Source organism: Pseudomonas sp. CP-1 (genome assembly GCF_021213715.1).
In the GTDB taxonomy this organism is placed as follows: domain Bacteria; phylum Pseudomonadota; class Gammaproteobacteria; order Pseudomonadales; family Pseudomonadaceae; genus Pseudomonas; species Pseudomonas aeruginosa.
This window is the reverse complement of sequence record NZ_JAJQKY010000018.1, coordinates 63202-86016: the sequence shown is the minus strand read 5'-3', so window position 1 is coordinate 86016 and position 22815 is coordinate 63202. Positions and strand designations below refer to the sequence as shown.

Genomic DNA, 22815 nt, shown 5'->3' with positions numbered 1-22815 from the left:
GACTTCACCGACACCGCTCGCCGGTGTCCGTCGTAGCGCCCTGGCGGCGCAGGACGACGGTTCAGCGACATTCCCAGAACAACCACAACAAGGGAAAGCCATGAATCAGCCGAGCTATACCTCGGGTCGCCAGGATGTCGCCTTGCTGGCGACCACCGTCGGCGACGCCTTCGATGCCACCGTCGCGCATCATGCCGAGCGCGAGGCGCTGGTGGTGCGGCATCAACGCCTGCGCTACAGCTGGCGGCAACTGGCGGAGCGGGTCGATACCTACGCCCGCGCCTTCATCGCCCTGGGCCTGCGCCCCGGCGAGCGCCTGGGGATCTGGGCGCCGAACTGCGCCGAATGGTGCATTACCCAGTTCGCCAGCGCCAAGGTCGGTGCGGTCCTGGTGAACATCAACCCGGCATACCGCAGCAGCGAGCTGGAATACGCTCTCAAGCAGTCCGGTTGCAGCTGGCTGATCTGCGCCGACGCCTTCAAGACCAGCGACTACCACGCGATGCTCGGCGACCTGCTGCCGGAGCTGGCGCGGGCGCGTCCGGGCGAACTGGCCAGCGAGCGCCTGCCGGAGCTGCGCGGCGTGATCAGCCTGGCCGAGCGGGCGCCGGCGGGCTTCCTGCACTGGCAGGGCCTGCCGGGGCTGGCCGCCGCGGTAGGCGCCGAGGAACTGCGCCAGCGCCAGGCCTCGCTGCAGTTCGACGAGCCGATCAACATCCAGTACACCTCCGGTACCACCGGCTTCCCCAAGGGCGCCACCCTCAGCCACTACAACATCCTCAACAACGGCTACATGGTCGGCGAAAGCCTCGGACTCGGCGCGGAAGACCGCCTGGTGATCCCGGTGCCGCTGTATCACTGCTTCGGCATGGTGATGGGCAACCTCGGCTGCGTCACCCACGGCTCGACCATGATCTACCCGGCGCCCAGCTTCGACGCCGAGGCGACCCTGCTGGCCGTGGCCGAGGAGCGCGCCACCGCGCTGTACGGGGTACCGACCATGTTCATCGCCGAGCTGGATCATCCGCGCCGCCGCGAATTCGACCTTTCCAGCCTGCGCACCGGAATCATGGCCGGCGCCACCTGCCCGATCGAGGTGATGCGGCGGGTCATTGGCGACATGCACATGGCCGAGGTGCAGATCGCCTACGGCATGACCGAGACCAGCCCGGTGTCGCTGCAGACCGGTCCGGACGATGGCCTGGAACTGCGCGTGACCACTGTCGGACGCACCCAGCCGAGGCTGGAGAGCAAGATCGTCGACCAGACGGGCAGGGTGGTGCCGCGCGGCGAGATCGGCGAGCTGTGCACCCGCGGCTACAGTGTGATGCTCGGCTACTGGAACGACCCCCAGGCCACCGCCGAGGCCATCGACCCGGCGCGCTGGATGCACACCGGCGACCTGGCGGTGATGGACGACGACGGCTACGTGCGGATCGTCGGGCGCAGCAAGGACATGATCATCCGCGGCGGCGAGAACATCTATCCGCGCGAACTGGAGGAGTTCTTCTTCACTCACCCGGCGGTGGCCGACGTGCAGGTGATCGGCATCCCCGACGAGCGCTATGGCGAGGAAATCGTCGCCTGGATCAAGCTGCATCCGGGCCACCACGCCGATGACGAACAGTTGCGGGCGTTCTGCAAGGCGCGTATCGCTCACTTCAAGATCCCGCGCCACTTCAGGTTCGTCGACGAGTTCCCGATGACCGTTACCGGCAAGATCCAGAAGTTCCGCATGCGCGAGATCAGCATCGAAGAGATTCGCCTACTCGCGCTGCGCCAGGGGCGCGATTGAGAGGATGGAGCCGCGCCCCGCTCCTGCGCTAAGGTGGCGGGCGGCGCGCAGCGAGGCGAGAGGGACGGGTGAAGAACGACGGCGAGACTCAGGCGAGCACCAAGGGCACCATCTCGGTGCGCCTGGTCGGCGAGGCGCTGGTGGAGTGGCGCCGGCAGGGCGGCGAGGAGGGGGAGGTCCTCCAGGCCGCCGGTATCGATCCGCAGTTGCTCGGCAAACCCTACGCGCGGGTCACCTCGCACGCCTATTCGCGGCTCTGGCTGGATCTGGCTCGGCGCATGGACGACGAGTTCTTCGGCATGGACGCGCGGCGCCTGAAGAGTGGCAGCTTCGCTTTCATGAGCCGCTGCGCGATCCACGAGCAGACCCTGGAACCGGCGCTGACCGGCATCCTGCGATTCCTCTGCCTGCAGTTCGACGACTTCCAGCCGCGCCTGCAGCGCCGCGGCGGCCTGGCGGAAATCGTCCTCGACGAGGCGCCGGGCCGGTACGGGCGAGCGCTGTCCTACTTCACCCTGTGGATGATCACCCATGGCCTGGCCTGCTGGCTGGTCGGCCGGCGCATCCCGATCCTGGCCATCGACCTGCGCTGTCCGCAGCCGGACTACATCGAGGACTACCGGGTGATGTTCAGCGACAACCTGCGTTTCTCCCGTCCCCTCAGCCGCCTGCTGTTCAATGCCGACTGCCTGGCTCTGCCGGTCCGCCGCGACAAGCGGGAGCTGCGGCGCTTCCTGCTCGGCGCGCCGGCCAACATCCTGGTCCGCTATCGCGATCCGCAGAGCCTGGCGGCGCGGATCAAGGCCTACCTGCGCAGCCTGCGGCCGGGACGCTGGCCGGACGCGGACGCGCTCGCCGGGCATTTCTTCATGGCGCCCTCGACCCTGCGCCGCAAGCTGTCCCTGGAAGGGCAGAGCTACCAGGCGCTGAAGGACCAGGTCCGCCGCGACCTGGCCATCGCGCGGCTGGACGCCGGCGCGGCGAATTTCGCCGAACTGGCGCTGGAGCTGGGCTTCGCCGATGGCAGCGCGTTCCACAAGGCGTTCAAGAAGTGGACCGGCTCGACCCCCGGGCAGTACCGGGCGCAGGTCGCGGCGGAAACCGCGTCGGCCGAGTCGTCAGGCGTCTTGTCCGAAACGCTCGGCCGTCGATAGGGCGAATGCCGCGCAGCATCATCCGCGGTATGTCGCGAACGGTTCGGGGGGACAGGCAGCCAGCCCGGATTGTCCAAACCGCTCAGGCAGATTGAAGCCTTTCGACATTGCCCCGCGCCAGCCACGGCGTGAAGATTCCGGCTACTCCATACAAAAACAAGCCGAGGAGTCCTGCAATGCGCGACTACGCCACCACTGCCGCCGGGTTCGACTTGCAGCGGACCGCCGCCGCCACGCTTTCCGGCACGCTCCAGGCGCTCAACGCCTGCGTCGAATGCTGCGACCGGCATGCCCTGCCGGGTCGGATCGCGTTGTTCTGGGAGGGCAAGGATGGCAGTCGCGCCAGCTATACCTTCAGCGAGCTGAAAGCGCTCTCCGGACGTTTCGCCAATTTCCTCCAGGCCCAGGGCGTACGCCCGGGCGATTGCGTCGCCGGCCTGTTGCCGCGCACGCCCGAGCTGCTGGTCACCATCCTCGGCGCCTGGCGCCTGGGCGCGGTGTACCAGCCGCTGTTCACCGCCTTCGGCCCGAAGGCCATCGAACACCGCGTGGCGACCGCCGGCAGCAAGGTGCTGGTCACCGATGCGGCCAACCGCGACAAGCTCGACGAACTCGCCGATCCGCCTCTGGCCGTCACCGTCGGCGGACCGAAGGGGCAGGGCATCCGTCGCGGCGATTTCAGCTTCTGGGCCGAGCTGGAGCGCTATCCGGCCGAATTCGAGCCGGTTCCGCGCAGCGGCGAGGATCCGTTCCTGATGATGTTCACCTCCGGCACCACCGGCCTGGCCAAACCGGTGCCGGTGCCGCTCAAGGCGATCCTCGCCTTCGTCGGCTACCTGCGCGAGGCGGTGGACCTGCGCCCCGAGGACGCCTTCTGGAACCTCGCCGATCCGGGCTGGGCCTACGGCCTCTACTACGCTGTCGCCGGTCCCCTCGCCATGGGCCATCCGACCACCTTCTACGAAGGGCCGTTCAGCGTAGAAAGCACCTGCCGGATCATCCGTGACTACGGCATCACCAACCTCGCCGGATCGCCCACCGCCTATCGCCTGCTGATGGCCGCCGGCGCGGCCGCGGAAACTGCGCTGAAGGGGCGCCTGCGCGCGGTCAGCAGCGCCGGCGAGCCGTTGACGCCGGAGGTGATCCGCTGGTTCGCCGACAGGCTCGGCACCACCATCCACGACCATTACGGGCAGACCGAGCTGGGCATGGTGCTGTGCAACCACCATGCCCTGGCGCATCCGGTGCGGGTCGGCGCCGCCGGATTCGCCTGTCCCGGGCACCGGGTGGTAGTGCTGGACGACGATCTCAACGAACTGCCGCCCGGCCAGCCGGGCATCCTCGCCCTCGACCGGCGGCGTTCGCCGCTGATGTGGTTCCCCGGCTACCAGGGCCTGGAAACCGCAGCCTTCGTCGGCGACTACTACCTGAGCGGCGATACCGTCGAACTCAACGAAGACGGCAGCATCAGCTTCGTCGGCCGCGCCGACGACGTCATTACCACCTCTGGCTACCGGGTCGGCCCGTTCGATGTGGAGAGCGCGCTGATCGAACACCCGGCAGTGATGGAGGCGGCGGTGATCGGCAAGCCCGACCCGGAGCGCACCGAACTGGTCAAGGCCTTCGTCGTGCTCTGCGCCGGCCACCGGCCGACGCCGGAACTGGCGGACGAACTGCAGCGATACGTGCGCCAGCGCCTGTCGGCGCACGCCTACCCGCGGGAGATCGAGTTCCTCGAGGAACTGCCGAAGACCCCCAGCGGCAAGATCCAGCGCTTTCTCCTGCGCAACCAGGAGATCGCCCGGCAACGCGAGGCGGCCCCACAGGCGGCCGCCGCGAACTGATTCAGCAGGAGAAAACGACGTGCGTATCGAAAATCGAGTGTTCCTGGTCACCGGCGGTAGCTCCGGGCTCGGCGCCGCCACCGCGAAGATGCTGGTGGAGCAGGGCGGCAAGGTGGTGCTGGCCGACATCAACGCCGAGGCCGGCGCGGCCAAGGCCGCCGAGCTTGGCGCCCAGGCGCGCTTCGTCAGGGCCGACATCGCCAGCGAGGCCGACGGCCGCCAGGCCGTGGCCACTGCACTGGAGGCCTTCGGCGGCCTCCATGGCCTGGCCAATTGCGCGGGCGTGGCGCCGGCCGAGAAGGTCCTCGGACGCAATGGCATCCATGCCCTGGAGAGTTTCCGCCGGGTCATCGACATCAACCTGGTGGGCAGCTTCAACATGCTGCGCCTGGCCGCCGAGGCCATGTCCCAGGGCCAGCCGGACGAGGGCGGCGAGCGCGGGGTGATCGTCAATACCGCCTCGGTGGCGGCGTTCGACGGGCAGATTGGCCAGGCCGCCTATTCCGCCTCGAAGAGCGGGGTGGTCGGCATGACCCTGCCCATCGCCCGCGAGCTGGCGCGCTTCGGCATCCGAGTGATGACCATCGCCCCGGGCATCTTCGAGACACCGATGATGGCCGGCATGCCCCAGGAGGTGCGCGACTCCCTCGGCGCCAGCGTGCCGTTCCCGCCGCGCCTGGGGCGTCCGGACGAATACGCCGCGCTGGTCCGGCAGATCATCGAGAACAGCATGCTCAACGGCGAAGTGATTCGCCTCGACGGCGCCATCCGCATGGCCGCCCGCTAATACAGGAGGAAGATCCCATGACCCGCGAAGATCCGATCGTCATCGTCAGCGCCGTCCGCACCCCGATGGGCGGCTTCCTCGGCGACTTCAAGGACGTCAACGCCGCTACCCTCGGCGCCGCGGCGGTGCGCGCCGCGGTGGAGCGGGCGCGCCTGCAAGCCGACGAAGTGGACGAGGCCGTGCTCGGCTGCGTGCTCGCCGCCGGCCAGGGCCAGGCGCCGGCGCGCCAGGCGGTGCTTGGCGCCGGGCTGGCGCGCGGCACGCCGTGCTCGACGCTGAACAAGATGTGCGGCTCGGGCATGAAGGCGCTGATGCTCGCCCACGACACGTTGCTCGCCGGCAGCGCCGGGGTCGCGCTGGCCGGGGGCATGGAAAGCATGTCCAACGCGCCCTACCTGCTGGAGCGCGCCCGTAGCGGCTACCGCATGGGCCACGGCAAGGTGCTCGACCACATGTTCCTCGACGGCCTCGAAGACGCCTACGACAAGGGCCGCCTGATGGGCACCTTCGCCGAGGACTGCGCCGAGGCCTACGGCTTCACCCGCGAAGCACAGGACGAGTTCGCCGTGGCCTCGCTGACCCGCGCGCAGCAAGCCATGCGCGACGGACGCTTCCAGGCCGAGATCGTGCCGCTGACGGTCACCGCCGGCAAGACCGAGCGCCTGGTGGATAGCGACGAGCAGCCGCCGAAGGCCCGGCTGGACAAGATCCCGACCCTGAAGCCGGCGTTCCGCGAAGGCGGCACGGTAACCGCGGCCAACTCCAGTTCGATTTCCGACGGTGCCGCCGCGCTGGTCCTGATGCGCCTTTCCGAGGCCGAGCGACGCGGGCTCGCGCCGTTGGCGGCGATCCGTGGGCATGCTTCGTTCGCCGACGCGCCGAACCTGTTCCCCACCGCGCCGGTCGGTGCGGTGAAGCGCCTGATGCAGCGTACCGGCTGGTCGCTGGGCGAGGTCGACCTGTTCGAGGTCAACGAAGCCTTCGCCGTGGTCGGCATGGCGGCGATGCGCGACCTCGACCTGTCCCACGAACGCCTCAACGTCCACGGCGGCGCCTGTGCGCTGGGCCACCCGATCGGCGCGTCCGGCGCACGGATCGTCGTGACCCTGCTCAACGCCCTGCAGCAGTACGACCTGGAACGCGGCGTGGCGGCGGTCTGCATCGGCGGCGGCGAGGCGACCGCGATCGCCGTCGAGCGCTTGCACTGATGCAGGCAGTGAAGAAGAGGAACCCGCGATGATTCCCTGCGAAGAAGAGATCCAGATCCGTGACATGGCGCGGCAGTTCGCCCAGGAACGGCTGAAACCGTTCGCCGCCGACTGGGACCGCGAGCACCGTTTTCCGGCCGAGGCGATTCGCGAGATGGCCGACCTCGGCTTCCTCGGCATGCTGGTGCCCGAGGAGTGGGGCGGCGCGCAGACCGGGCACCTGGCCTACGCCATGGCCCTCGAGGAGATCGCCGCTGGCGACGGCGCCTGCTCGACCATCATGAGCGTGCACAACTCGGTCGGCTGCATGCCGATCCACAAGTTCGGCAGCGCCGAGCAGAAGGAGCGCTTCCTCCGTCCGCTGGCCCAGGGTTCGATGCTCGGCGCCTTCGCCCTGACCGAGCCGCAGGCCGGTTCCGACGCGAGCTTCCTGAAGACCCGCGCCCGCCGCGACGGTGACCACTACGTGCTGAACGGTGCCAAGCAGTTCATCACTTCGGGCAGCCACGCGGGGATGGTGATCGTCTTCGCGGTCACCGATCCGGATGCCGGAAAGCGCGGCATCAGCGCGTTCATCGTGCCCACCGACACGCCCGGCTACGAGGTGGTGCGGATCGAGGACAAGCTCGGCCAGCACGCCTCGGACACCTGCCAGCTGGCCTTCAACGACCTGCGTATCCCGGCCACGCTGCGCCTGGGCGAGGAGGGCGAGGGCTACCGCATCGCCCTGGCCAACCTCGAAGGCGGCCGCATCGGCATCGCCGCCCAGGCGGTCGGCATGGCGCGCGCGGCGTTCGAGGCGGCACGCGACTACGCCCACGAGCGGGAAACCTTCGGCAAGCCGATCATCGAGCACCAGGCAGTGGCCTTCCGCCTGGCCGACATGGCTACCCGCATCGCCGTGGCGCGGCAGATGGTCCACCACGCCGCCAGCCTGCGCGAAGCCGGCCTGCCGTGTCTGACCGAAGCCTCGATGGCCAAGCTGTTCGCCTCGGAAATGGCCGAGGAAGTCTGCTCTGCGGCGATCCAGACCCTCGGTGGCTATGGCTACCTCAAGGACTTCCCGGTGGAACGCATCTATCGGGACGTGCGGGTCTGCCAGATCTACGAGGGCACCAGCGACGTGCAGCGCCTGGTGATCGCGCGCAGCCTGTAGCGGCGACTATCCGTCGTTTCCGCAACGGCGCCTTCTCCCTTCAGGGAGAGGGCGCGCTGAGGCACCTCGGAAGCAAACGACTGTGGCCTCGTTCGCCTTACGCCCCTTGGCAGGCGCTCACGCCGGCTGTGCCGCCTTGTTCTCGCGCGCGGTGACCTGCTGGCACAGCTCGATGATCTGTTCGCGCATCCAGCGGTTGGCCGGGTCCTGGTCAGTGCTCTCGTGCCAGTACAGGTGGGTTTCCAGTTTCGGCACGTCGCTCACCGGCAGCACCGCGTAGTGCAGGTCGTGGTGACGGGCGAAGCGTTCCGGCACGGTCATCGCCATGTCGGTCTGCTGGACCACCGTGGAGGCCATCAGGTAGTGCTGCGAGCGCAGCGCGATCTTGCGCTGGATGCCCATCTTGCCCAGCGCCAGGTCGATGTAGCCGAGGCCGCTGCGGCGGCTGGAAATATGGATGTGGGTCAGGCCCAGGTAATCGTCCAGGGCCAGCTTCGGCTTGCCCGCCAGTGGGTGGCCGCGGCGCATGGCGCAGACGTAGCGGTCCTCCATCAGCTTGACGTGGCGCACCTGGGGATCGGTGTTCAGCGGCGCGTCGACGGCGAAGTCGAGGCGGCCGGCGGCGAGTTCCTTGGTGGTTTCGCGGCGCTTGGCGAGGAAGCTCTCGATATGCACGTTCGGCGCCAGGCGGCGCAAGCGCTGGAACAGCGGGGGGAGGATGACCGCTTCGGTGAGGTCGGTCATGCTGATGCGGTAGGTCTTGTTCGCCTGCTGCGGATCGAAGCTGCGGCTCTCCTGCACCGAAACCCGCAGCAACTGCAGCGCGTTGCGCACCGGGCCGATGATGTTCTGCGCCATCGGGGTCGGCACCATGCCCTGGGCGGTGCGCACGAACAGCGGGTCGTTGAAGGTCTCGCGCAGGCGGGAAAGGGCGTTGGATACGGCTGGCTGGGTGATGCCGACGATCTGCCCGGCGCGGGTCAGGTTGGCTTCGGTATAGATCGCATCGAACACGATGAACAGGTTCAGGTCGACTTTGTTCAGGTTCATGGCACTGGCTCCGCGACTTTTCTTGTTATTGGGGGCTTGGATGACCCCCATATGGATCATGAATGTTCATGGACGGAAAAAATAGACTGGGCAAATCTTAAGCCCTGTTCCGGCATCGTTACCAGCGCCTTTGTCCGATGCCTCGCCTGCCAACCCGTCAGAAGGTATCCCCCATGGATTTCGCCTATTCCCCCAAGGTCCAGGAGCTGCGTGAACGCGTCAGCGCGTTCATGGAAGCGCATGTCTATCCCGCCGAGGCCGTGTTCGAGCGCCAGGTCGCCGAGGGCGACCGCTGGCAGCCGACGGCGATCATGGAAGAGCTGAAGGCCAAGGCCAAGGCCGAAGGGCTGTGGAACCTGTTCCTGCCCGAGTCCGAGTACGGTGCCGGGCTGGCCAACCACGAATACGCGCCGCTGGCGGAAATCATGGGCCGTTCGCTGATCGGGCCGGAACCCTTCAACTGCGCCGCGCCGGATACCGGCAACATGGAGGTGCTGGTGCGCTACGGCAGCGAGGAGCAGAAGCGCACCTGGCTGGAACCGCTGCTGAGCGGCGAGATCCGCTCGGCCTTCGCCATGACCGAACCGGGCGTGGCCTCGTCCGACGCCACCAACATGGAGGCGCGCGCCGAGCGCCAGGGCGACGACTGGGTGATCAACGGACGCAAGTGGTGGACCTCCGGCGCCTGCGATCCGCGCTGCAAGATCCTGATCTTCATGGGCCTGACCAACCCGGACGCGCCGCGCCACCAGCAGCACTCGATGATCCTGGTACCGGTCGACACCCCCGGGGTGAAGATCCTCCGTCCGCTGCCGGTGTTCGGCTACGACGACGCGCCGCATGGCCATGCCGAAGTGCTGTTCGAGAACGTGCGGGTGCCCTACGAGAACGTCATCCTCGGCGAGGGCCGCGGTTTCGAGATCGCCCAGGGGCGCCTCGGCCCGGGCCGCATCCACCACTGCATGCGCTCCATCGGCATGGCCGAGCGCGCCCTCGAACTGATGTGCAAGCGCGCGGTCAGCCGTACCGCGTTCGGCAAGCCGCTGGCGCGCCTGGGCGGCAACATCGACCACATCGCCGACTCGCGGATGGAGATCAACATGGCGCGCCTGCTGACCCTGCAGGCCGCCTACATGATGGATACCGTGGGCAACAAGATCGCCCAGAGCGAAATCGCCCAGATCAAGGTGGTGGCGCCCAACGTGGCGTTGAAGGTGATCGACCGGGCGATCCAGATGCACGGTGGCGCCGGGGTTTCCAACGACTTCCCGCTGGCCTACTGGTACGCCATGCAGCGCACCCTGCGCCTGGCCGACGGTCCGGACGAGGTGCACCGCGCGGCGATCGGCAAGTTCGAGCTGGGCAAGTACGTGCCCAGGGAGATGCTGCGCAGCAGCCGCTGACGGCTGTGGTATAGGGGAAAGGCCCGCGGGTGCGGGCCTTTTTCATTCCGGGGAGTCTGCCCCTTTTTCCTCGGCGTTGCGTTCCAGCTGCCACGCGCGACGGCTGTGCAGCAGGGCGGCGAACTCGCGGGCCGCCCGCTCGTTGCGGAAGCAGATCCCACGCGTGCCGAGGCGGACCCGCCAGAAAGGTTCAGCGTGGGTGTCCAGACGTTCGATCCAGAGCGTGTTCGGCATTCGGTTCGGCCTTGTCCTCGACGGTGGCTTTCGGCGTGCGGGTCTTCAGCAGGGAGAGCAGGATACCGCCCGCCAGCAGGCCGAAGGTTACGCCAAGCGAGAGGCCGGCGGGAATCTTGCCGATCACACCGTGGAGCATGATCTTCGCACCGATGAACACCAGAACCAGGGCCAGGGCGTATTTCAGGTAGACGAAGCGGTGGATCATCGCCGCCAGCGAGAAGTACAGGGCGCGCAGGCCGAGGATGGCGAAGATGTTCGAGGTGTAGACGATGAACGGGTCCTGGGTGATGGCGAAGATCGCCGGCACGCTGTCCACCGCGAACACCAGGTCGGCCAGCTCGATCAGCACCAGGGCGAAGAACAGCGGGGTGGCGTAGCGCACCAGCTTGCCGCTGGCGTCCGGCAGGCGGACGAAGAAGTGATGCTCGTGCAGTTCCTTGGTCACCCGCATGTGCTTGCGCAGGAAGCGCAGCACCGGGTTGTGCTCCAGGTCGGGTTCTTCCTCGTGCTTGTTGAACAGCATCTTCACGCCGCTGAACAGCAGGAAGGCGCCGAACACGTACATGATCCAGTCGAATTCCTTCACCAGCGCGGCGCCCAGGCCGATCATGATCGCCCGCAGGACGATGGCGCCGAGGATGCCCCAGAACAGCACCTGGTGCTGGTAGCGGCGGGGGATGCCGAAGAAACTGAAGATCATCGCCATGACGAACACGTTGTCCATCGATAGCGACTGTTCGACCAGGAAGCCGGTGTAGTACTCCACCGCGCTGGTGGGGCCGAAGGCGTACCAGACCCAGCCGCCGAAGGCCAGGCCGCAGGCGAAGTAGCCGGCGGACAGCAGCAGGCTTTCGCGCACGCCGATTTCGTGGTGGTCGCGTTGCAGCACGCCGAGGTCGAGGACCAGGAGAACGATGACGATGGCCAGGAAGGCCAGCCAGAACCAGGTAGCCGTACCGAGGAACGGTTCGGTGAGAAATGCATGCAGAGCTGCCATTGGGCCCCCTCGCTTCGAATTGTCGGATGGTCATGTGACTCCGACATGGCGGCAATTGCTTACCGTCAGAGGGGCCCGCAGTCACTCGGAAAAAATAAACCAGGCTCCGGGCGCCGGCAAAACGGCGAGGTTACAAAGTGCTACAGCGTTCAGTAGACCCAGACTTCCACCCGCCGGTTCTTCTGTCGGCCCAGTTCCTGGTCGTTGCTGGCGACCGGCAACTCGTCGCCGAAGCCGGCGATCTCGCGGAAACTCACGCCGCCGCGGGCCAGTTCGCGGCGCACGGCCATGGCGCGCAGACGCGAAAGCAGGACCGAACGCTCGGCGTCGGACTTGGGATCGCCGAAGCCCACCAGCACGGTGCGCTCCTGCAACTTCCGATTTTGCCGCAGGTAGTCCAGCAAACGCTGTACGTCGAGCAGTGCCTTGTTGTCGAGCAGCGCGCTGCCTTCCTGGAAGCGGAAGTTCACCGTCAGGCGCCGCGCCTGTTCCGCGAGCTTGCGGTATTCGGCGGGCATCTGCGGGCGCGGTGCGATCTGCACCGCCTGGATCTTCTGCGCGACGAAGCCGCTGCGGGTGACGATTGCCTGGCCGCGCGGGCCCTGGGCGAAACGTACCAGGGCCTGGGCCCAGGGGTTCTTCTCGCCGGGCTTCAGGTAGAGGAACAGGCGGCGCGACAGCGGGTAGTCCTCGGTGGCGATCAGGCTTTCCTGGGGCGCCATCGGCAGCGATTCGCCGTCGGCGATGGCCAAGGCGCGGGCCCGGCCCACCGACGCGATGCCGACGAAGCCGATGGCGTGCGGATCGGCGCTCACCGCGGCCGCCAGCCGATCGTTGGATTCGAAGCGGCGGGCGTCGCTGGCCAGGCTCTTGCCGTGACTGGCCAGCACCAGTTCCTTGAAGGTGTCGTAGGTGCCGGACTGCTCGTCGCGAGCGTACAGGCGGATGGCGCCGCCCTTGCCGCCCAGTTCTTCCCAGGTACGCACCTCGCCGGCGAACACCGCCGCCAGTTGCGCGGTGTCCAGCGAGGCCAGCGGGTTGTCCGGATGCAGGATGATCGCCAGTCCGTCGATGGCGATCACCTGCTCGGCATATGGGCTGCGCAGGTCGCCGAAGCCGGCCAGGGCGCGAACTTCGCTGTCCTTGACGGGGCGCGAGGCCGCGGCGAGTTCGGCGTGGCGTTCGAGGAGGGCGGCGAAGCCGGTGCTCGAACCGTGGGCGGATAGCTCCACCCTCACCAGGCGGCCGTCGCGGCTCTTGCCGAGCAGATGGAGTTCGTTTTCCCGTTCTCCGGGGGTACGGCGGATATCCTCCAGGCCTTCCTCTTCCATCAGGCCCTCGACCAGGGCCGGCAGGAGCTTCGCGCCGATGGTGTTGGAACCCTGGATGCGCAGCGCCGGCGTGTCGTCCGAGGGGATCGGCAAGGGGGCGGCGAATACCGACCAGGGGAAGGCGTAACAGAGGAATCCGAGGAAAACCAGGCTCAGGGTACGGCTCCAGAGGTCTTTGTCACTGGCGCGCTGGCGGTGTGGCATCGCGGGCATCGTCTTCTATGGGGAAGGGAATTTGCCGGCGAGATTAAGTCAGACGGGTGACGCTAAGGTTACAGCGTTGGGGAATCATGGCCCTGCGCCATTGTCTCGGTCAGGAAGTCGAGAAACACCCGGGTCTTGCCGGCCAGTTGGCGCGATGGATAGACCGCGTGGATCGCCGTCTCGTCGGCCTTCCAGCCGGCCAGCAATTCAACCAGGCGGCCTTCGGCCAGTTCCGCCTGTACGTACAGCCGTGGGATCAGACTCAAGCCGAAGCCGGCGAGCAGGGCATCGCGCACCGCCAGGCTGGAGGACACCCGGTAACGCCCGGCGATAGGCACTGCTATGCACTCGCGTTCCTTGCGGAAGGTCCAGCGGTCGGCATGGCCAGAGAGGCTGAAGCGGATGCACTCGTGTTCGCGCAGGGCCTCCGGCCGCAGCGGCTGGCCATGCTGACCGAGGTAGGCCGGCGCCGCGCAGAGCACGTGCTCCAGGATCAGCAGCGGGCGGGCGACCAGGCCGGAGTCCGCAACCCGGTCGCTACCGCGCAGGGCCAGGTCGATGCCTTCGGCGATCAGGTCCTGGCGGCCGTCCTGCAGGAGCAGTTCCAGGCGCAGGTCCGGATAACGCTGGAGAAAAGCCGGAATGGCCGGGGTCAGGCAGGTGAGGGCGAGGGTCAGCGGGGCGCTGACCCGCAGCAGGCCGCTGGGGCCCTGCTGCATCGAAGTGAGCGCGGCGTCGGCGGCCTCAAGGTCGTCGAGGATGCGCTCCAGGCGCTGCCAGTAGACTTCGCCGGCCTCGGTCAGGCTCATGCTGCGGGTGGTGCGATTGATCAGGCGCACCTTGAGGTGCGCTTCCAGCTCGGCGACGTTCTTGCTCACGGCGGCCGGCGAGAGATTCATCTGCCGGGCCGCGGCGGCGAAGCCGCCATTCGCGGCCACGGCGCGGAAGACCTTGAGGGCGGTGAGGTGATCCACGGGGATAATTCACTATCAGTAATCAATGAATCAGGGATTAAAGCATTATCAACCCGAGGTGTGCTGGCTAAAGTCTCGCCATAGTCCACGGTCCTAGAGGTGAATGACCATGCAACCCTTCGTCGTCGAACGTCTCGATCACATCGTCCTGCGGGTCCGCGACCTGGAACGCAGCATCGCGTTCTATCGCGATGTCCTCGGTTGCGTGGTGGTGAAGTGGCGCGACGACCTGGAGCTGGCCCATCTGCGCCTGGGCACGTCGATGCTCGACCTGGTCGCGGTGTCCGGGTCGCTCGGCCGGGAGGGCGGTGCGGCGCCGGGTGGGGAAGGGCGCAACGTCGATCATTTCTGCGTGCGCATCGAGCCGTTCGACGAGGCCGCGCTGATCGCCCATCTCGAGGGGTTCGGCCTGGTCCCGCAGGTTCCCGCGGAAATCCGCTTCGGTGCCGAGGGCGACGGCTGGTCGCTGTACTTCTTCGATCCGGATGGCAATCGAGTGGAGCTGAAGGGGCCGTGTGTGGACAATCCTGCCTGAGGGAAAGGTCGCGCGCCGGATAGGCGGGTGGCGTCGGCGAGATCGCCCAGGCCAGGCAGCGACCGCCTGAAGGCTCATCCGGGGATGAGCCTTTTCCTTAGGCTGGGTCTCAGGCCAGTTCCAGCCAGATCGGGGCGTGATCGGAGGGTTTCTCCATGCCGCGCAGGTCGTAGTCGATGCCGGCGTCCTTGAAGCGCGACTGCAGCACCCGGCTGGCCAGGATCACATCGATGCGCAGGCCGCGCTTGGGGGTGTCCTCGAAGCCACGGCTGCGGTAGTCGAACCAGCTGAAGCGGTCGTTTACCTCCGGATTCAGGGCCCGGAAGCTGTCGACCAGGCCCCAGTTCTTCAAGGTAGCCAGCCATTCGCGCTCTTCCGGCAGGAAGCTGCACTTGCCGGTCTTCAGCCAGCGCTTGCGGTTTTCCTCGCCGATGCCGATGTCGCAGTCCTCCGGCGAGATATTGATGTCGCCCATCACCACCAGGGCCTGCTCGGGCTTGAAGCTGTTCTCCAGCAGCGACTGGAGATCGGCGTAGAAGCGCTGCTTGGCCGGGAACTTGGTTGGATGCTCGCGGTTCTCGCCTTGCGGGAAGTAACCGTTCATCACGGTGATCGGGTTGCCCTGGGCGTCGCTGAAGGTGCCCCAGATGAAGCGCCGCTGGGACTCCTCGCCGTCGCTCGGGAAGCCGCGGTGCAGTTCCAGGGGCGCCTGGCGGGAGAGCAGGGCGACGCCGTAGTGGCCTTTCTGCCCGTGGTAGTGGACGTGGTAGCCGAGCGCCTCGATCTCGGCCTGGGGAAACTGGTCGTCGGCGACCTTGGTTTCCTGCAGCCCGATCACGTCGGGCTGGTGCCGCTCGATCAGCGCCGCCAACTGGTGCGGCCGGGCGCGCAGACCGTTGATATTGAAAGAGACGATTTTCATGGTGGGCGTCCTGGCAAAAACAGGAATGCTAGCCCAGCCGGGGGATGCCTGGCGACCCTGGAGGCGCTGTGCTAGTGTCCGCCGGGTACCCGATGGCTGTGTGGCTTGGCGCCTTGCCGGCCCTGTGGTCTGCCGCGGACGGGGATGGCCAGGCCATCCGCTCGACCAATCGCCGTGGCGAAGCGTGCGTGTCGCCGCTCCTGCGGCCGACAAGGAATGCGTTCCATGCCTGATCAGGTCACCGATGTCCGTCTGCTCGACGACGGCTATAGCCGCGAAGTCCGCTCGCTTTTCTACCACGCCTACCGCCACGAACCGACCTTCGCCTACCTGATGGATGCGCAGCGCGCCGGCTACGACCAGCGCGTGCGTGCGTGCGTCCGGGAGATGGTCGAGCGCCATCTGGGCGAAGAGTTGCCGGCCATCGGCCTGTTCATCGACGATCGGCTGGTCGCGGCGGCCCTGATCACGCCGCCGCAGCGGCGCCTGGATATCACCGAGAGCTGGAGCTGGCGCCTGCGCATGCTGTTCAGCGTCGGCCTGGCCGCGACCCGGCGCTACCTGGATTACCACCGGGCGGTGCAGGCCTGCCTGCCGGTCGGCCCCCACCACCAGTTGCCGATGCTCGGCGTGCATCCCGAATACCAGGGCAGGCAGATCGGCGAGCAGTTGCTGGCGGCCGTGCAGCGCTGGTGCGCCGAGGACTCCGCTTCGCAGGGGCTGGTCCTGGATACCGGCAATGCGCGCTACCTGGACTTCTACCAGCGGCACGGCTACCGCGAGATCGGCGAGGTGACGCTGGGAGCGGTGCGCGAGCACGTCCTCCTGCATCCTGGCGAGACGCCGGCGGCGACCTGAGCGTTCCCCCGGACGCGCGAGAAAAGCCATGCCTGTCAGGCGCTTGGCGTCATAAAACCCGAATGTCAGGAGGTGGTCGGCGGCGTCCGCGCAAATCTGGACGCGCGCCACCCGCCTGCGTAGCATCCGCGCCATGAGACTGACTCAAGGATTGTTCCGGTTCCCGCTGGCCGGGCTGCTGTGCCTGAGTACGGCCGCCTTCGCGGAGAGCCAGCTTAGCGTGCGCGTCACCCCCGCCAATGCCGCCCTGAAGGCCAATATCGAGGCCTACGTGGGTAGCCTCGGCGAGCGGGACGAGGCGGCGTTGCAACGTTTCCGCCGCAATGCCGAGGCGCAGGCGGAAAAGGCGGCCCAGGCGCTCGGCTACTTCCAGGCGCAGATCGACAGCGAGGTGAAGGATGGCAAGCCGCCGAAGCTCACGCTCAAGGTAGTGCCCGGCGAGCCCGTGCGCCTGCGCCAGGTGAACATCCAGGTGCTCGGCGAGGCCGCCAGCCTGGAGAGCTTCCGCTTGCCGTCGGTCAAGCAGCTGAAACCGGGCGCGAAGCTGAACCAGGGTGTCTACGAGGACGCCAAGCGGCTGATCCAGAACCAGGCCTCGCGCTACGGCTTCTTCCAGGGCCGCTTCAGCACCCAGCGCCTGAGCATCGATCCGCGCGCCGGCATCGCCGACATCGACCTGGTCTACGACAGCGGCCAGCGCTACACCTTCGGCAAGGTGAGCTTCGACGGCGACTCGATCATCGAGGAAGAACTGTTGCGCCGCATGGTGCCGTTCAAGGCCGGCCAACCCTATGACTCCGAACTGATCGCCGAACTCAACCAGAACCTGCAATCCAGCGGCTACTTCGAGGGCGTGCGGGTCGACGCCGCGCCGACCCAGGCGCAGGCCGACGGCGCGCGCCAGGCGATCCCGGTAGCGGTCCGGCTGGAGGCGCGCAAGCCCCGGACCATGGGCGTCGGCCTCGGCTTCTCGACCGACGTCGGGGCGCGCGCGAGGTTCAACTGGACCCGCCATTGGGTGAATGCCGAAGGGCATAGCCTGGGATTCGAGTCGGAAATCTCCGCACCACGGCAGAACGTCGGCGCCTGGTACGAGATTCCCCTCGATCCGCCGCTCACCGACAAGCTGCGCTTCACCAGCGGCTACCAGTTCGAAGACCTGGTCGACACCGAGAGCAAGCTGCTGACCCTTGGCGGCGAATGGCACAGCAAGCAGCCCGATGGCTGGCAGCGGGTGGTTTCGCTGAACTGGATGCGCGAGGAGTACAAGCTGGGCGACGACTCCGGGCTGAGCAGCTTCCTGATGCCGGGGATCGGCTACTCGCTGCTGGAGACCGACAACAAGGTCGACCCCAGCCATGGCTACCGCCTGCAGTTCAACGTCAAGGGGGCGAAGGAAGGCCTGCTGGCCGACGCCGACGTACTCCATGTCGACGCCATGGCCAAGGGCCTGACCAGCTTCGCCGGCGGCCATCGCCTGCTCGGCCGCCTGCAGGTAGGCGGAATCGCCACCAACGACTACAAGTCGATCCCGCCCTCGCTGCGCTTCTTCGCCGGCGGTGACCAGAGCGTGCGCGGCTACGACTACCGGACGCTGTCGCCGGAGAATTCCGATGGCGACAAGATCGGCGGCCGCTACATGATCGCCGGCAGCGTCGAGTATCAATATCCGCTGGCCGAGCGCTGGCGCCTGGCGACCTTCGTCGACCAGGGCAACGCCTTCAACTCGCTGGACTTCCCGTCGATCAAGACCGGGGTCGGCTTCGGCGTGCGCTGGGTCTCGCCGGTCGGCCCGTTGCGCCTCGACCTGGCCCATGCGCTCGACGACGACGGCGGTTTCCGCCTGCACTTCTCCATGGGGCCAGAACTGTGAAGGCGCTGAAGATCACCTTGCTGGCCATCGTCGGGCTGCTCCTCGCGCTGCTCCTGGGACTCGCTGCGCTGCTCGGCACCCAGGCCGGCAGCGCCTGGCTGCTCGGCCGCGTGCCGGGCCTGCAGGTCAGCGGCTTCGAGGGTCGCCTCGGTGGCGCCTGGCAGGCACAGCGGCTGTCCTGGGCGCAGGACGGTACGCAACTGGTCGTCGAACGGCCTGAACTGCGCTGGTCGCCGGCCTGCCTGGCGGGGCTGCGCCTGTGCTTGCAGCGGGTGGCCGCCGAACGGGTCGCGCTGGACCTGCCGCCGAGCGGCGACAGCGCCGACAGCGGGCCGATCAGCCTGCCGACGCTGAAACTGCCGCTGAGCATCGAACTCGGCGAAGTGGCGGTCGGCAGCTTCCTGCTCGACGGCAACCAGCAGGTCGCCGAACTCAAGCTGGCGGCCCATTGGCTGGCCGACGGCCTGCACATCGACTCGCTGACGGCGCGGGGCTTCGGCCTGGACCTGGCGCTCCAGGGGCGCTTGCAGCCGAGCGGCGACTGGCCCTTGCAGGCCGAAGCCACGCTCGGCCTGCCCGCTCCCGAAGGCAAGCCGTGGAAGCTGGCCGTCCAGGTCGGCGGTGAGCTGCAGCAGGCGCTGACCCTGAAAGGCCGCAGCAGCGGTTACCTGGACGGCAGCCTGGAAGGACAGTTGCAGGCGCTGGCGGAAAACCTGCCGGCACGATTGCTGATCCGCGCCGACGGTTTCAAGGGTGCGGCCGGACTACCGGACACCTTGACCCTGAATGCCATCCAGCTCGATGCCGGCGGCGATCTCAAGAGCGGTTACCTGATCCGCGGCGGCGCCAGCCTGCCGGGCGAGGGCGGGGCGGTGGCGTTGAGCCTGGACGGGCGGATCGACGCCCAGGGCGCGGATATCCGCCAACTGCGCCTGGACGCTGGCGGCGAGCAGCGCCTGGAGCTGGTCGGACGCCTGGACTGGCGCGAAAGCCTGGCCGCCGACGCGACCCTGGACTGGAAGGATTTCCCCTGGCTGCGCCTGTATCCGCTGGCGGAGCCGCCGCCGGTGACGCTGAAGACCTTCAAGGCGGAAGTGCATTACCAGGACCAGCGCTACCTGGGCAATTTCAGCGCGGCGGCGAGCGGTCCGGCGGGCGACTTCACGCTGGCCAGTCCGGTGTCCGGCGACCTCGTCCAGCTCAACCTGCCGTCGCTGCAGCTCCGCGCCGGGCAAGGCCAGGCCGAGGGCCGGGTGACGTTGCGTTTCGACAATGGCGTGGCTTGGGATACCGCCCTGCAGCTCAGCGAACTGAACCCGGCGTACTGGGTCGCCGAGCTGCCGGGTTCACTGGCCGGTCCCTTGCGCAGCCAGGGAAGTGTTCGCGACGAGCGGCTGGCGTTGGGCGTGGATCTCGACGTCAAGGGCCGCCTGCGCGGCCAGCCGGCGCTATTCCAGGCGCGCGCCGAAGGCGAGGGGCAGCGCTGGACGCTGGGCAACCTCGACCTGCGCCTGGGGGATAACAAGGTGCAGGGCAGCGGGGCGCTCGACCAGCGCCTGCAAGGCCGCCTGGACATCGCCCTGAACCGTCTCGGCCAGCTTTGGCCGCAACTCTTCGGTCGCCTCGACGGACGCCTCGACCTGGCTGGCAGCCTCGCGGCGCCGCAAGGCAGGCTGAACCTCAAGGGACAGCAGATCGCCTACGCCGAGCAGCGCATCGCCGGCCTCGACCTGCAGGCGAACCTCGATGCCCGGCAGAACGGCACCCTGGCACTGGTCGCTTCCGGCCTGCGCAGCGGCGAAACTGATCTCGGCCTGTTCAAGGCCAATGCCCGCGGCGACCAACGCCGCCAACAACTGGAACTGGACCTGCAAGGTGCCTTGCTCAAGCTCGGCCTGGCCTTCGACGGGCAACTGGAGCGCGGCAACTGGCGCGGTCGCCTGGCGCGCGGCGAGTTGAGCAGCGGCGGCCAGGACTGGAAGCTACAGCAGCCGGCGCGCCTGGAGCGGTTGGCCGACGGCAAGGTCAATTTCGGCGCACATTGCTGGGTATCCGGCGCCGCCAGCCTCTGCGGCGGCGAGCAGCGCCTGCTGCCCGAGCCGCGGCTGCGCTACACCTTGCGCGACTTCCCGCTGGACAGCCTGAAGCAATGGTTCCCCGAGGATTTCGCCTGGCAGGGCAAGCTGAACGGCGACCTGCAACTGGACGTTCCGGCCCGCGGCCCGAGCGGCGTGGTCAGCCTGGACGCCGGCAGCGGTACGCTGCGCCTGCGCGACCAGGGCCAGTGGGTCGACGTCGGCTACGACAGCCTGCGCCTGGAGAGCCGGCTGGCGCCCAACCGCGTCGATACCTCCCTCGACTTCCGCGGACCGAAGCTCGGCGAGTTGCGGGTGCAGGCGCAGATCGACCCGCGCCCGGCGAGCAAGCCGCTGAGCGGCGAGTTCAGCCTGGCCGGCCTCGACCTGTCGGTGGCGCGCCCGTTCGTGCCGATGGTGGAGAAACTGCAAGGCAGGCTGAACGGCAGCGGCCGGCTGTCCGGCGGCCTGCTGGCGCCGCGGGTCGACGGACGGGTGACGCTGAGCGACGGCAACATCGGCGGCGGCGAGCTGCCGACCAGCTTCGAGAACCTTTCCCTCGACGCTCGCATCGCTGGCGAAAGCCTGGAACTCGGCGGCGGCTGGCGCAGCGGCAGGTACGGCCAGGGCAGCCTGTCCGGCAACCTGAGCTGGGGCGAGGCGCTGAACGTCGCCCTGAACATTCGTGGCAACCGCCTGCCGGTGGTGGTCGATCCCTATGCGCAACTGGAGGTTGAACCGGACCTGAAGATCGGCATGGCCGGCCAGGAGCTGGCGATCTCCGGCAAGGTCCTGGTGCCGCGTGGCGACATCACCATCCGCCAGTTGCCGCCATCGACGGTCAAGGTCTCCGACGACGCGGTGATCGTCGGCTCCGAGCAGCCCGAGCAGCAGCCGCTGAAGATGAAGATGGACATCGATGTCGAGGTCGGCCAGGACAAGCTGGCGTTCTCCGGCTTCGGCCTCAGCGCCGAACTGGCCGGCCACCTGCACATCGGCGACAACCTGGATACCCGCGGCGAGCTGAACCTGAACAAGGGCCGCTATCGTGCCTACGGCCAGCGCCTGACGATCCGTAGGGCGCGGCTGTTCTTCGCCGGACCGATCGACCAGCCGTACCTGGATATCGAGGCGATCCGCCGGGTCGACGATGTGGTCGCCGGCCTGCGCCTGACCGGCAGCGCCGAGCAGCCGACCAGCGCGGTATTCTCCGAACCGGCGATGAGCCAGGAGCAGGCGCTGTCCTACCTGGTGCTGGGGCGGCCGATGAGCACCGGCGAAGACAGCAACATGCTCGGCGAGGCGGCCCTGGCCCTGGGCCTGGCGGGTAGCGCACCGCTCACCGGGGAAATCGCCAAGCAGCTCGGCATCCAGGACTTCCAGCTGGACACCGAGGGCACCGGCAACAGCACCAGCGTGGTCGCCAGCGGGAATATCACCGACAAGCTCAGCCTGCGCTATGGTGTTGGAGTGTTCGAACCGGCAAATACCATCGCCTTGCGCTACCAGTTGACCAAACGCCTCTATCTCGAAGCGGCGAGCGGCCTGGCCAGTTCGCTGGACCTGTTCTTCAAGCGCGATTTCTGACGGATGCGCTGATACGGGCCATGCGTAACGCATAAAAGTGTGTCACTTTTAGCGGCGCATCGACGTCGTAGAATGGAGCGGGCGCCGACCGCCAGGTCGGTGCCCGAAGCAACTCGGCACAAGGACTGGCTGACATGATTTCCGTCTATCAACTCAAACCGCGCTTTCAGAATCTTCTTCGTCCCGGCGTGCAGCGCCTCTACCAGCGCGGCATCACTGCCAACCAGGTGACCCTGGCGGCCTGCCTGCTGTCGCTGCTGGTCGGCGCGCTGGTCGCCGGTTTCGCCAGCCATCTCTGGCTGTTCGCCCTCGTTCCGCTGTGGATGTTCCTGCGCATGGCGCTGAACGCGGTGGACGGCATGCTCGCCCGCGAGTTCGGCCAGAAATCCGACTTGGGCGCCTACCTCAACGAACTCACCGACGTGATCGCCGACAGCGGCCTGTACCTGCCGTTCGCCCTGTTGCCGGGAGTCAATCCGCTGTGGGTGGTGCTGGTGGTGCTGCTGGCGGTGATCAGCGAATATGCCGGTGCGCTGGGCACCATGGTCGGCGCTTCGCGCCGCTACGACGGCCCGATGGGCAAGAGCGACCGGGCGCTGTGTTTCGGCGTGATCGGCGCCGGGGTGGCCAGCGGCCTGTTGCCGCTGGCCTGGATCGACTGGCTGATGTTGCTGATCGCGGCCCTGCTGCTGCTGACCATCGGCAACCGTGTGCGCCAGGGCCTGGCCGAGCTGGCCGCGAGTCGGCGGGGCCGCGACGACCAGGCCTGAGCGGGAATGGGCGAACGCCATGGAGGTGGGCGCCCGCAGGAAGCAATCCCGCCGG

At 67.7% G+C, this 22815-nt stretch carries 18 protein-coding genes; 12 read left to right on the top strand and 6 right to left on the bottom strand.

Annotated features, from left to right (window positions below; translation table 11 throughout):
- Window positions 1-100 precede the first annotated feature (100 nt).
- From LT948_RS26380 to LT948_RS26355, 6 genes are all read left to right on the top strand, one after another.
- Window positions 101-1795, top strand: a complete 1695-nt coding sequence (locus tag LT948_RS26380; RefSeq protein WP_003139047.1) for an AMP-binding protein — start codon at window positions 101-103, stop codon at window positions 1793-1795.
- Between the two features lie 68 nt (window positions 1796-1863).
- Window positions 1864-2949 (top strand): AraC family transcriptional regulator, encoded by a 1086-nt coding sequence (locus tag LT948_RS26375; protein WP_003131253.1) that lies wholly within the window; start codon window positions 1864-1866, stop codon window positions 2947-2949.
- A 176-nt stretch (window positions 2950-3125) separates the two neighbouring features.
- Entirely contained in the window at window positions 3126-4793 is a 1668-nt protein-coding gene (locus tag LT948_RS26370; protein ID WP_003090007.1) for an acyl-CoA synthetase, read from the top strand.
- 19 nt (window positions 4794-4812) lie between these two features.
- Window positions 4813-5580, top strand: coding sequence for a 3-hydroxyacyl-CoA dehydrogenase (locus LT948_RS26365; protein WP_003090005.1), 768 nt, complete (start codon window positions 4813-4815; stop codon window positions 5578-5580).
- A gap of 17 nt (window positions 5581-5597) precedes the next feature.
- The gene (locus LT948_RS26360) at window positions 5598-6788 is read left to right on the top strand and encodes an acetyl-CoA C-acyltransferase (RefSeq protein WP_003158541.1); all 1191 of its coding nucleotides are present in this window, start codon (window positions 5598-5600) and stop codon (window positions 6786-6788) included.
- A gap of 28 nt (window positions 6789-6816) precedes the next feature.
- Window positions 6817-7944 (top strand): acyl-CoA dehydrogenase family protein, encoded by a 1128-nt coding sequence (locus LT948_RS26355; protein ID WP_003090001.1) that lies wholly within the window; start codon window positions 6817-6819, stop codon window positions 7942-7944.
- A gap of 117 nt (window positions 7945-8061) precedes the next feature.
- Here LT948_RS26355 and LT948_RS26350 read toward each other — a convergent pair whose 3' ends face one another.
- Window positions 8062-8994, bottom strand: a complete 933-nt coding sequence (locus LT948_RS26350) for a LysR family transcriptional regulator (RefSeq protein ID WP_003090000.1) — start codon at window positions 8992-8994, stop codon at window positions 8062-8064.
- 173 nt (window positions 8995-9167) lie between these two features.
- On the opposite strand from LT948_RS26350, the gene LT948_RS26345 reads away from it, so the two are divergent.
- Window positions 9168-10397: an acyl-CoA dehydrogenase gene (locus tag LT948_RS26345; protein ID WP_003089998.1), complete on the top strand. Its 1230-nt coding sequence runs from the start codon at window positions 9168-9170 to the stop codon at window positions 10395-10397.
- Between the two features lie 42 nt (window positions 10398-10439).
- On the opposite strand, the gene LT948_RS26340 is transcribed toward LT948_RS26345, so the two are convergent.
- From LT948_RS26340 to LT948_RS26325, 4 genes are all read right to left on the bottom strand, one after another.
- On the bottom strand, window positions 10440-10631 hold the full coding sequence (locus LT948_RS26340; protein WP_003089995.1) for a hypothetical protein: 192 nt from the start codon (window positions 10629-10631) through the stop codon (window positions 10440-10442).
- Window positions 10588-11631, bottom strand: coding sequence for a TerC family protein (locus LT948_RS26335; RefSeq protein WP_003104462.1), 1044 nt, complete (start codon window positions 11629-11631; stop codon window positions 10588-10590). The genes LT948_RS26340 and LT948_RS26335 overlap by 44 nt, the downstream gene beginning before the upstream one ends.
- 149 nt (window positions 11632-11780) lie before the next feature.
- Window positions 11781-13175, bottom strand: a complete 1395-nt coding sequence (locus LT948_RS26330) for a substrate-binding domain-containing protein (RefSeq protein ID WP_073657102.1) — start codon at window positions 13173-13175, stop codon at window positions 11781-11783.
- Between the two features lie 59 nt (window positions 13176-13234).
- Window positions 13235-14149 carry a LysR family transcriptional regulator gene (locus LT948_RS26325; RefSeq protein WP_079866882.1) on the bottom strand — a complete coding sequence of 305 codons (915 nt, stop codon included), beginning with the start codon at window positions 14147-14149 and terminating at the stop codon, window positions 13235-13237.
- A gap of 94 nt (window positions 14150-14243) precedes the next feature.
- Here LT948_RS26325 and LT948_RS26320 point away from each other — a divergent pair, with 94 nt between their 5' ends.
- Complete coding sequence (locus LT948_RS26320; protein WP_024946981.1) at window positions 14244-14675, top strand: VOC family protein; 432 nt, start codon at window positions 14244-14246, stop codon at window positions 14673-14675.
- A 109-nt stretch (window positions 14676-14784) separates the two neighbouring features.
- Here LT948_RS26320 and xthA read toward each other — a convergent pair whose 3' ends face one another.
- The gene (gene xthA, locus LT948_RS26315) at window positions 14785-15597 is read right to left on the bottom strand and encodes an exodeoxyribonuclease III (protein WP_003089983.1); all 813 of its coding nucleotides are present in this window, start codon (window positions 15595-15597) and stop codon (window positions 14785-14787) included.
- Between the two features lie 144 nt (window positions 15598-15741).
- Here xthA and LT948_RS26310 point away from each other — a divergent pair, with 144 nt between their 5' ends.
- The 4 genes from LT948_RS26310 (at window position 15742) to LT948_RS26295 (ending at window position 22760) form a co-directional block, all read left to right on the top strand.
- Complete coding sequence (locus tag LT948_RS26310) at window positions 15742-16455, top strand: GNAT family N-acetyltransferase (RefSeq protein ID WP_021264878.1); 714 nt, start codon at window positions 15742-15744, stop codon at window positions 16453-16455.
- Between the two features lie 133 nt (window positions 16456-16588).
- Window positions 16589-18328: an autotransporter assembly complex protein TamA gene (locus tag LT948_RS26305; protein WP_023091702.1), complete on the top strand. Its 1740-nt coding sequence runs from the start codon at window positions 16589-16591 to the stop codon at window positions 18326-18328.
- Window positions 18325-21990 (top strand): translocation/assembly module TamB domain-containing protein, encoded by a 3666-nt coding sequence (locus tag LT948_RS26300; protein WP_033996157.1) that lies wholly within the window; start codon window positions 18325-18327, stop codon window positions 21988-21990. Before LT948_RS26305 ends, LT948_RS26300 begins: the two co-directional genes overlap by 4 nt.
- 134 nt (window positions 21991-22124) lie before the next feature.
- Complete coding sequence (locus LT948_RS26295) at window positions 22125-22760, top strand: CDP-alcohol phosphatidyltransferase family protein (protein ID WP_009314143.1); 636 nt, start codon at window positions 22125-22127, stop codon at window positions 22758-22760.
- Window positions 22761-22815: the final 55 nt, after the last annotated feature.

Excerpts from the sequence above, each read along its gene's own strand:
- LT948_RS26370 (WP_003090007.1), top strand. The coding sequence starts at position 3,126 with ATGCGCGACTACGCCACCACTGCCGCCGGGTTCGACTTGCAGCGGACC.
- LT948_RS26380 (WP_003139047.1), top strand. The coding sequence starts at position 101 with ATGAATCAGCCGAGCTATACCTCGGGTCGCCAGGATGTCGCCTTGCTG.
- LT948_RS26305 (WP_023091702.1), top strand. The coding sequence starts at position 16,589 with ATGAGACTGACTCAAGGATTGTTCCGGTTCCCGCTGGCCGGGCTGCTG.
- LT948_RS26345 (WP_003089998.1), top strand. The coding sequence starts at position 9,168 with ATGGATTTCGCCTATTCCCCCAAGGTCCAGGAGCTGCGTGAACGCGTC.
- xthA (WP_003089983.1), bottom strand. The coding sequence starts at position 15,597 with ATGAAAATCGTCTCTTTCAATATCAACGGTCTGCGCGCCCGGCCGCAC.
- LT948_RS26350 (WP_003090000.1), bottom strand. The coding sequence starts at position 8,994 with ATGAACCTGAACAAAGTCGACCTGAACCTGTTCATCGTGTTCGATGCG.
- LT948_RS26335 (WP_003104462.1), bottom strand. The coding sequence starts at position 11,631 with ATGGCAGCTCTGCATGCATTTCTCACCGAACCGTTCCTCGGTACGGCT.
- LT948_RS26360 (WP_003158541.1), top strand. The coding sequence starts at position 5,598 with ATGACCCGCGAAGATCCGATCGTCATCGTCAGCGCCGTCCGCACCCCG.
- LT948_RS26320 (WP_024946981.1), top strand. The coding sequence starts at position 14,244 with ATGACCATGCAACCCTTCGTCGTCGAACGTCTCGATCACATCGTCCTG.
- LT948_RS26330 (WP_073657102.1), bottom strand. The coding sequence starts at position 13,175 with ATGCCCGCGATGCCACACCGCCAGCGCGCCAGTGACAAAGACCTCTGG.
- LT948_RS26295 (WP_009314143.1), top strand. The coding sequence starts at position 22,125 with ATGATTTCCGTCTATCAACTCAAACCGCGCTTTCAGAATCTTCTTCGT.
- LT948_RS26355 (WP_003090001.1), top strand. The coding sequence starts at position 6,817 with ATGATTCCCTGCGAAGAAGAGATCCAGATCCGTGACATGGCGCGGCAG.
- LT948_RS26340 (WP_003089995.1), bottom strand. The coding sequence starts at position 10,631 with ATGCCGAACACGCTCTGGATCGAACGTCTGGACACCCACGCTGAACCT.
- LT948_RS26310 (WP_021264878.1), top strand. The coding sequence starts at position 15,742 with ATGGCCAGGCCATCCGCTCGACCAATCGCCGTGGCGAAGCGTGCGTGT.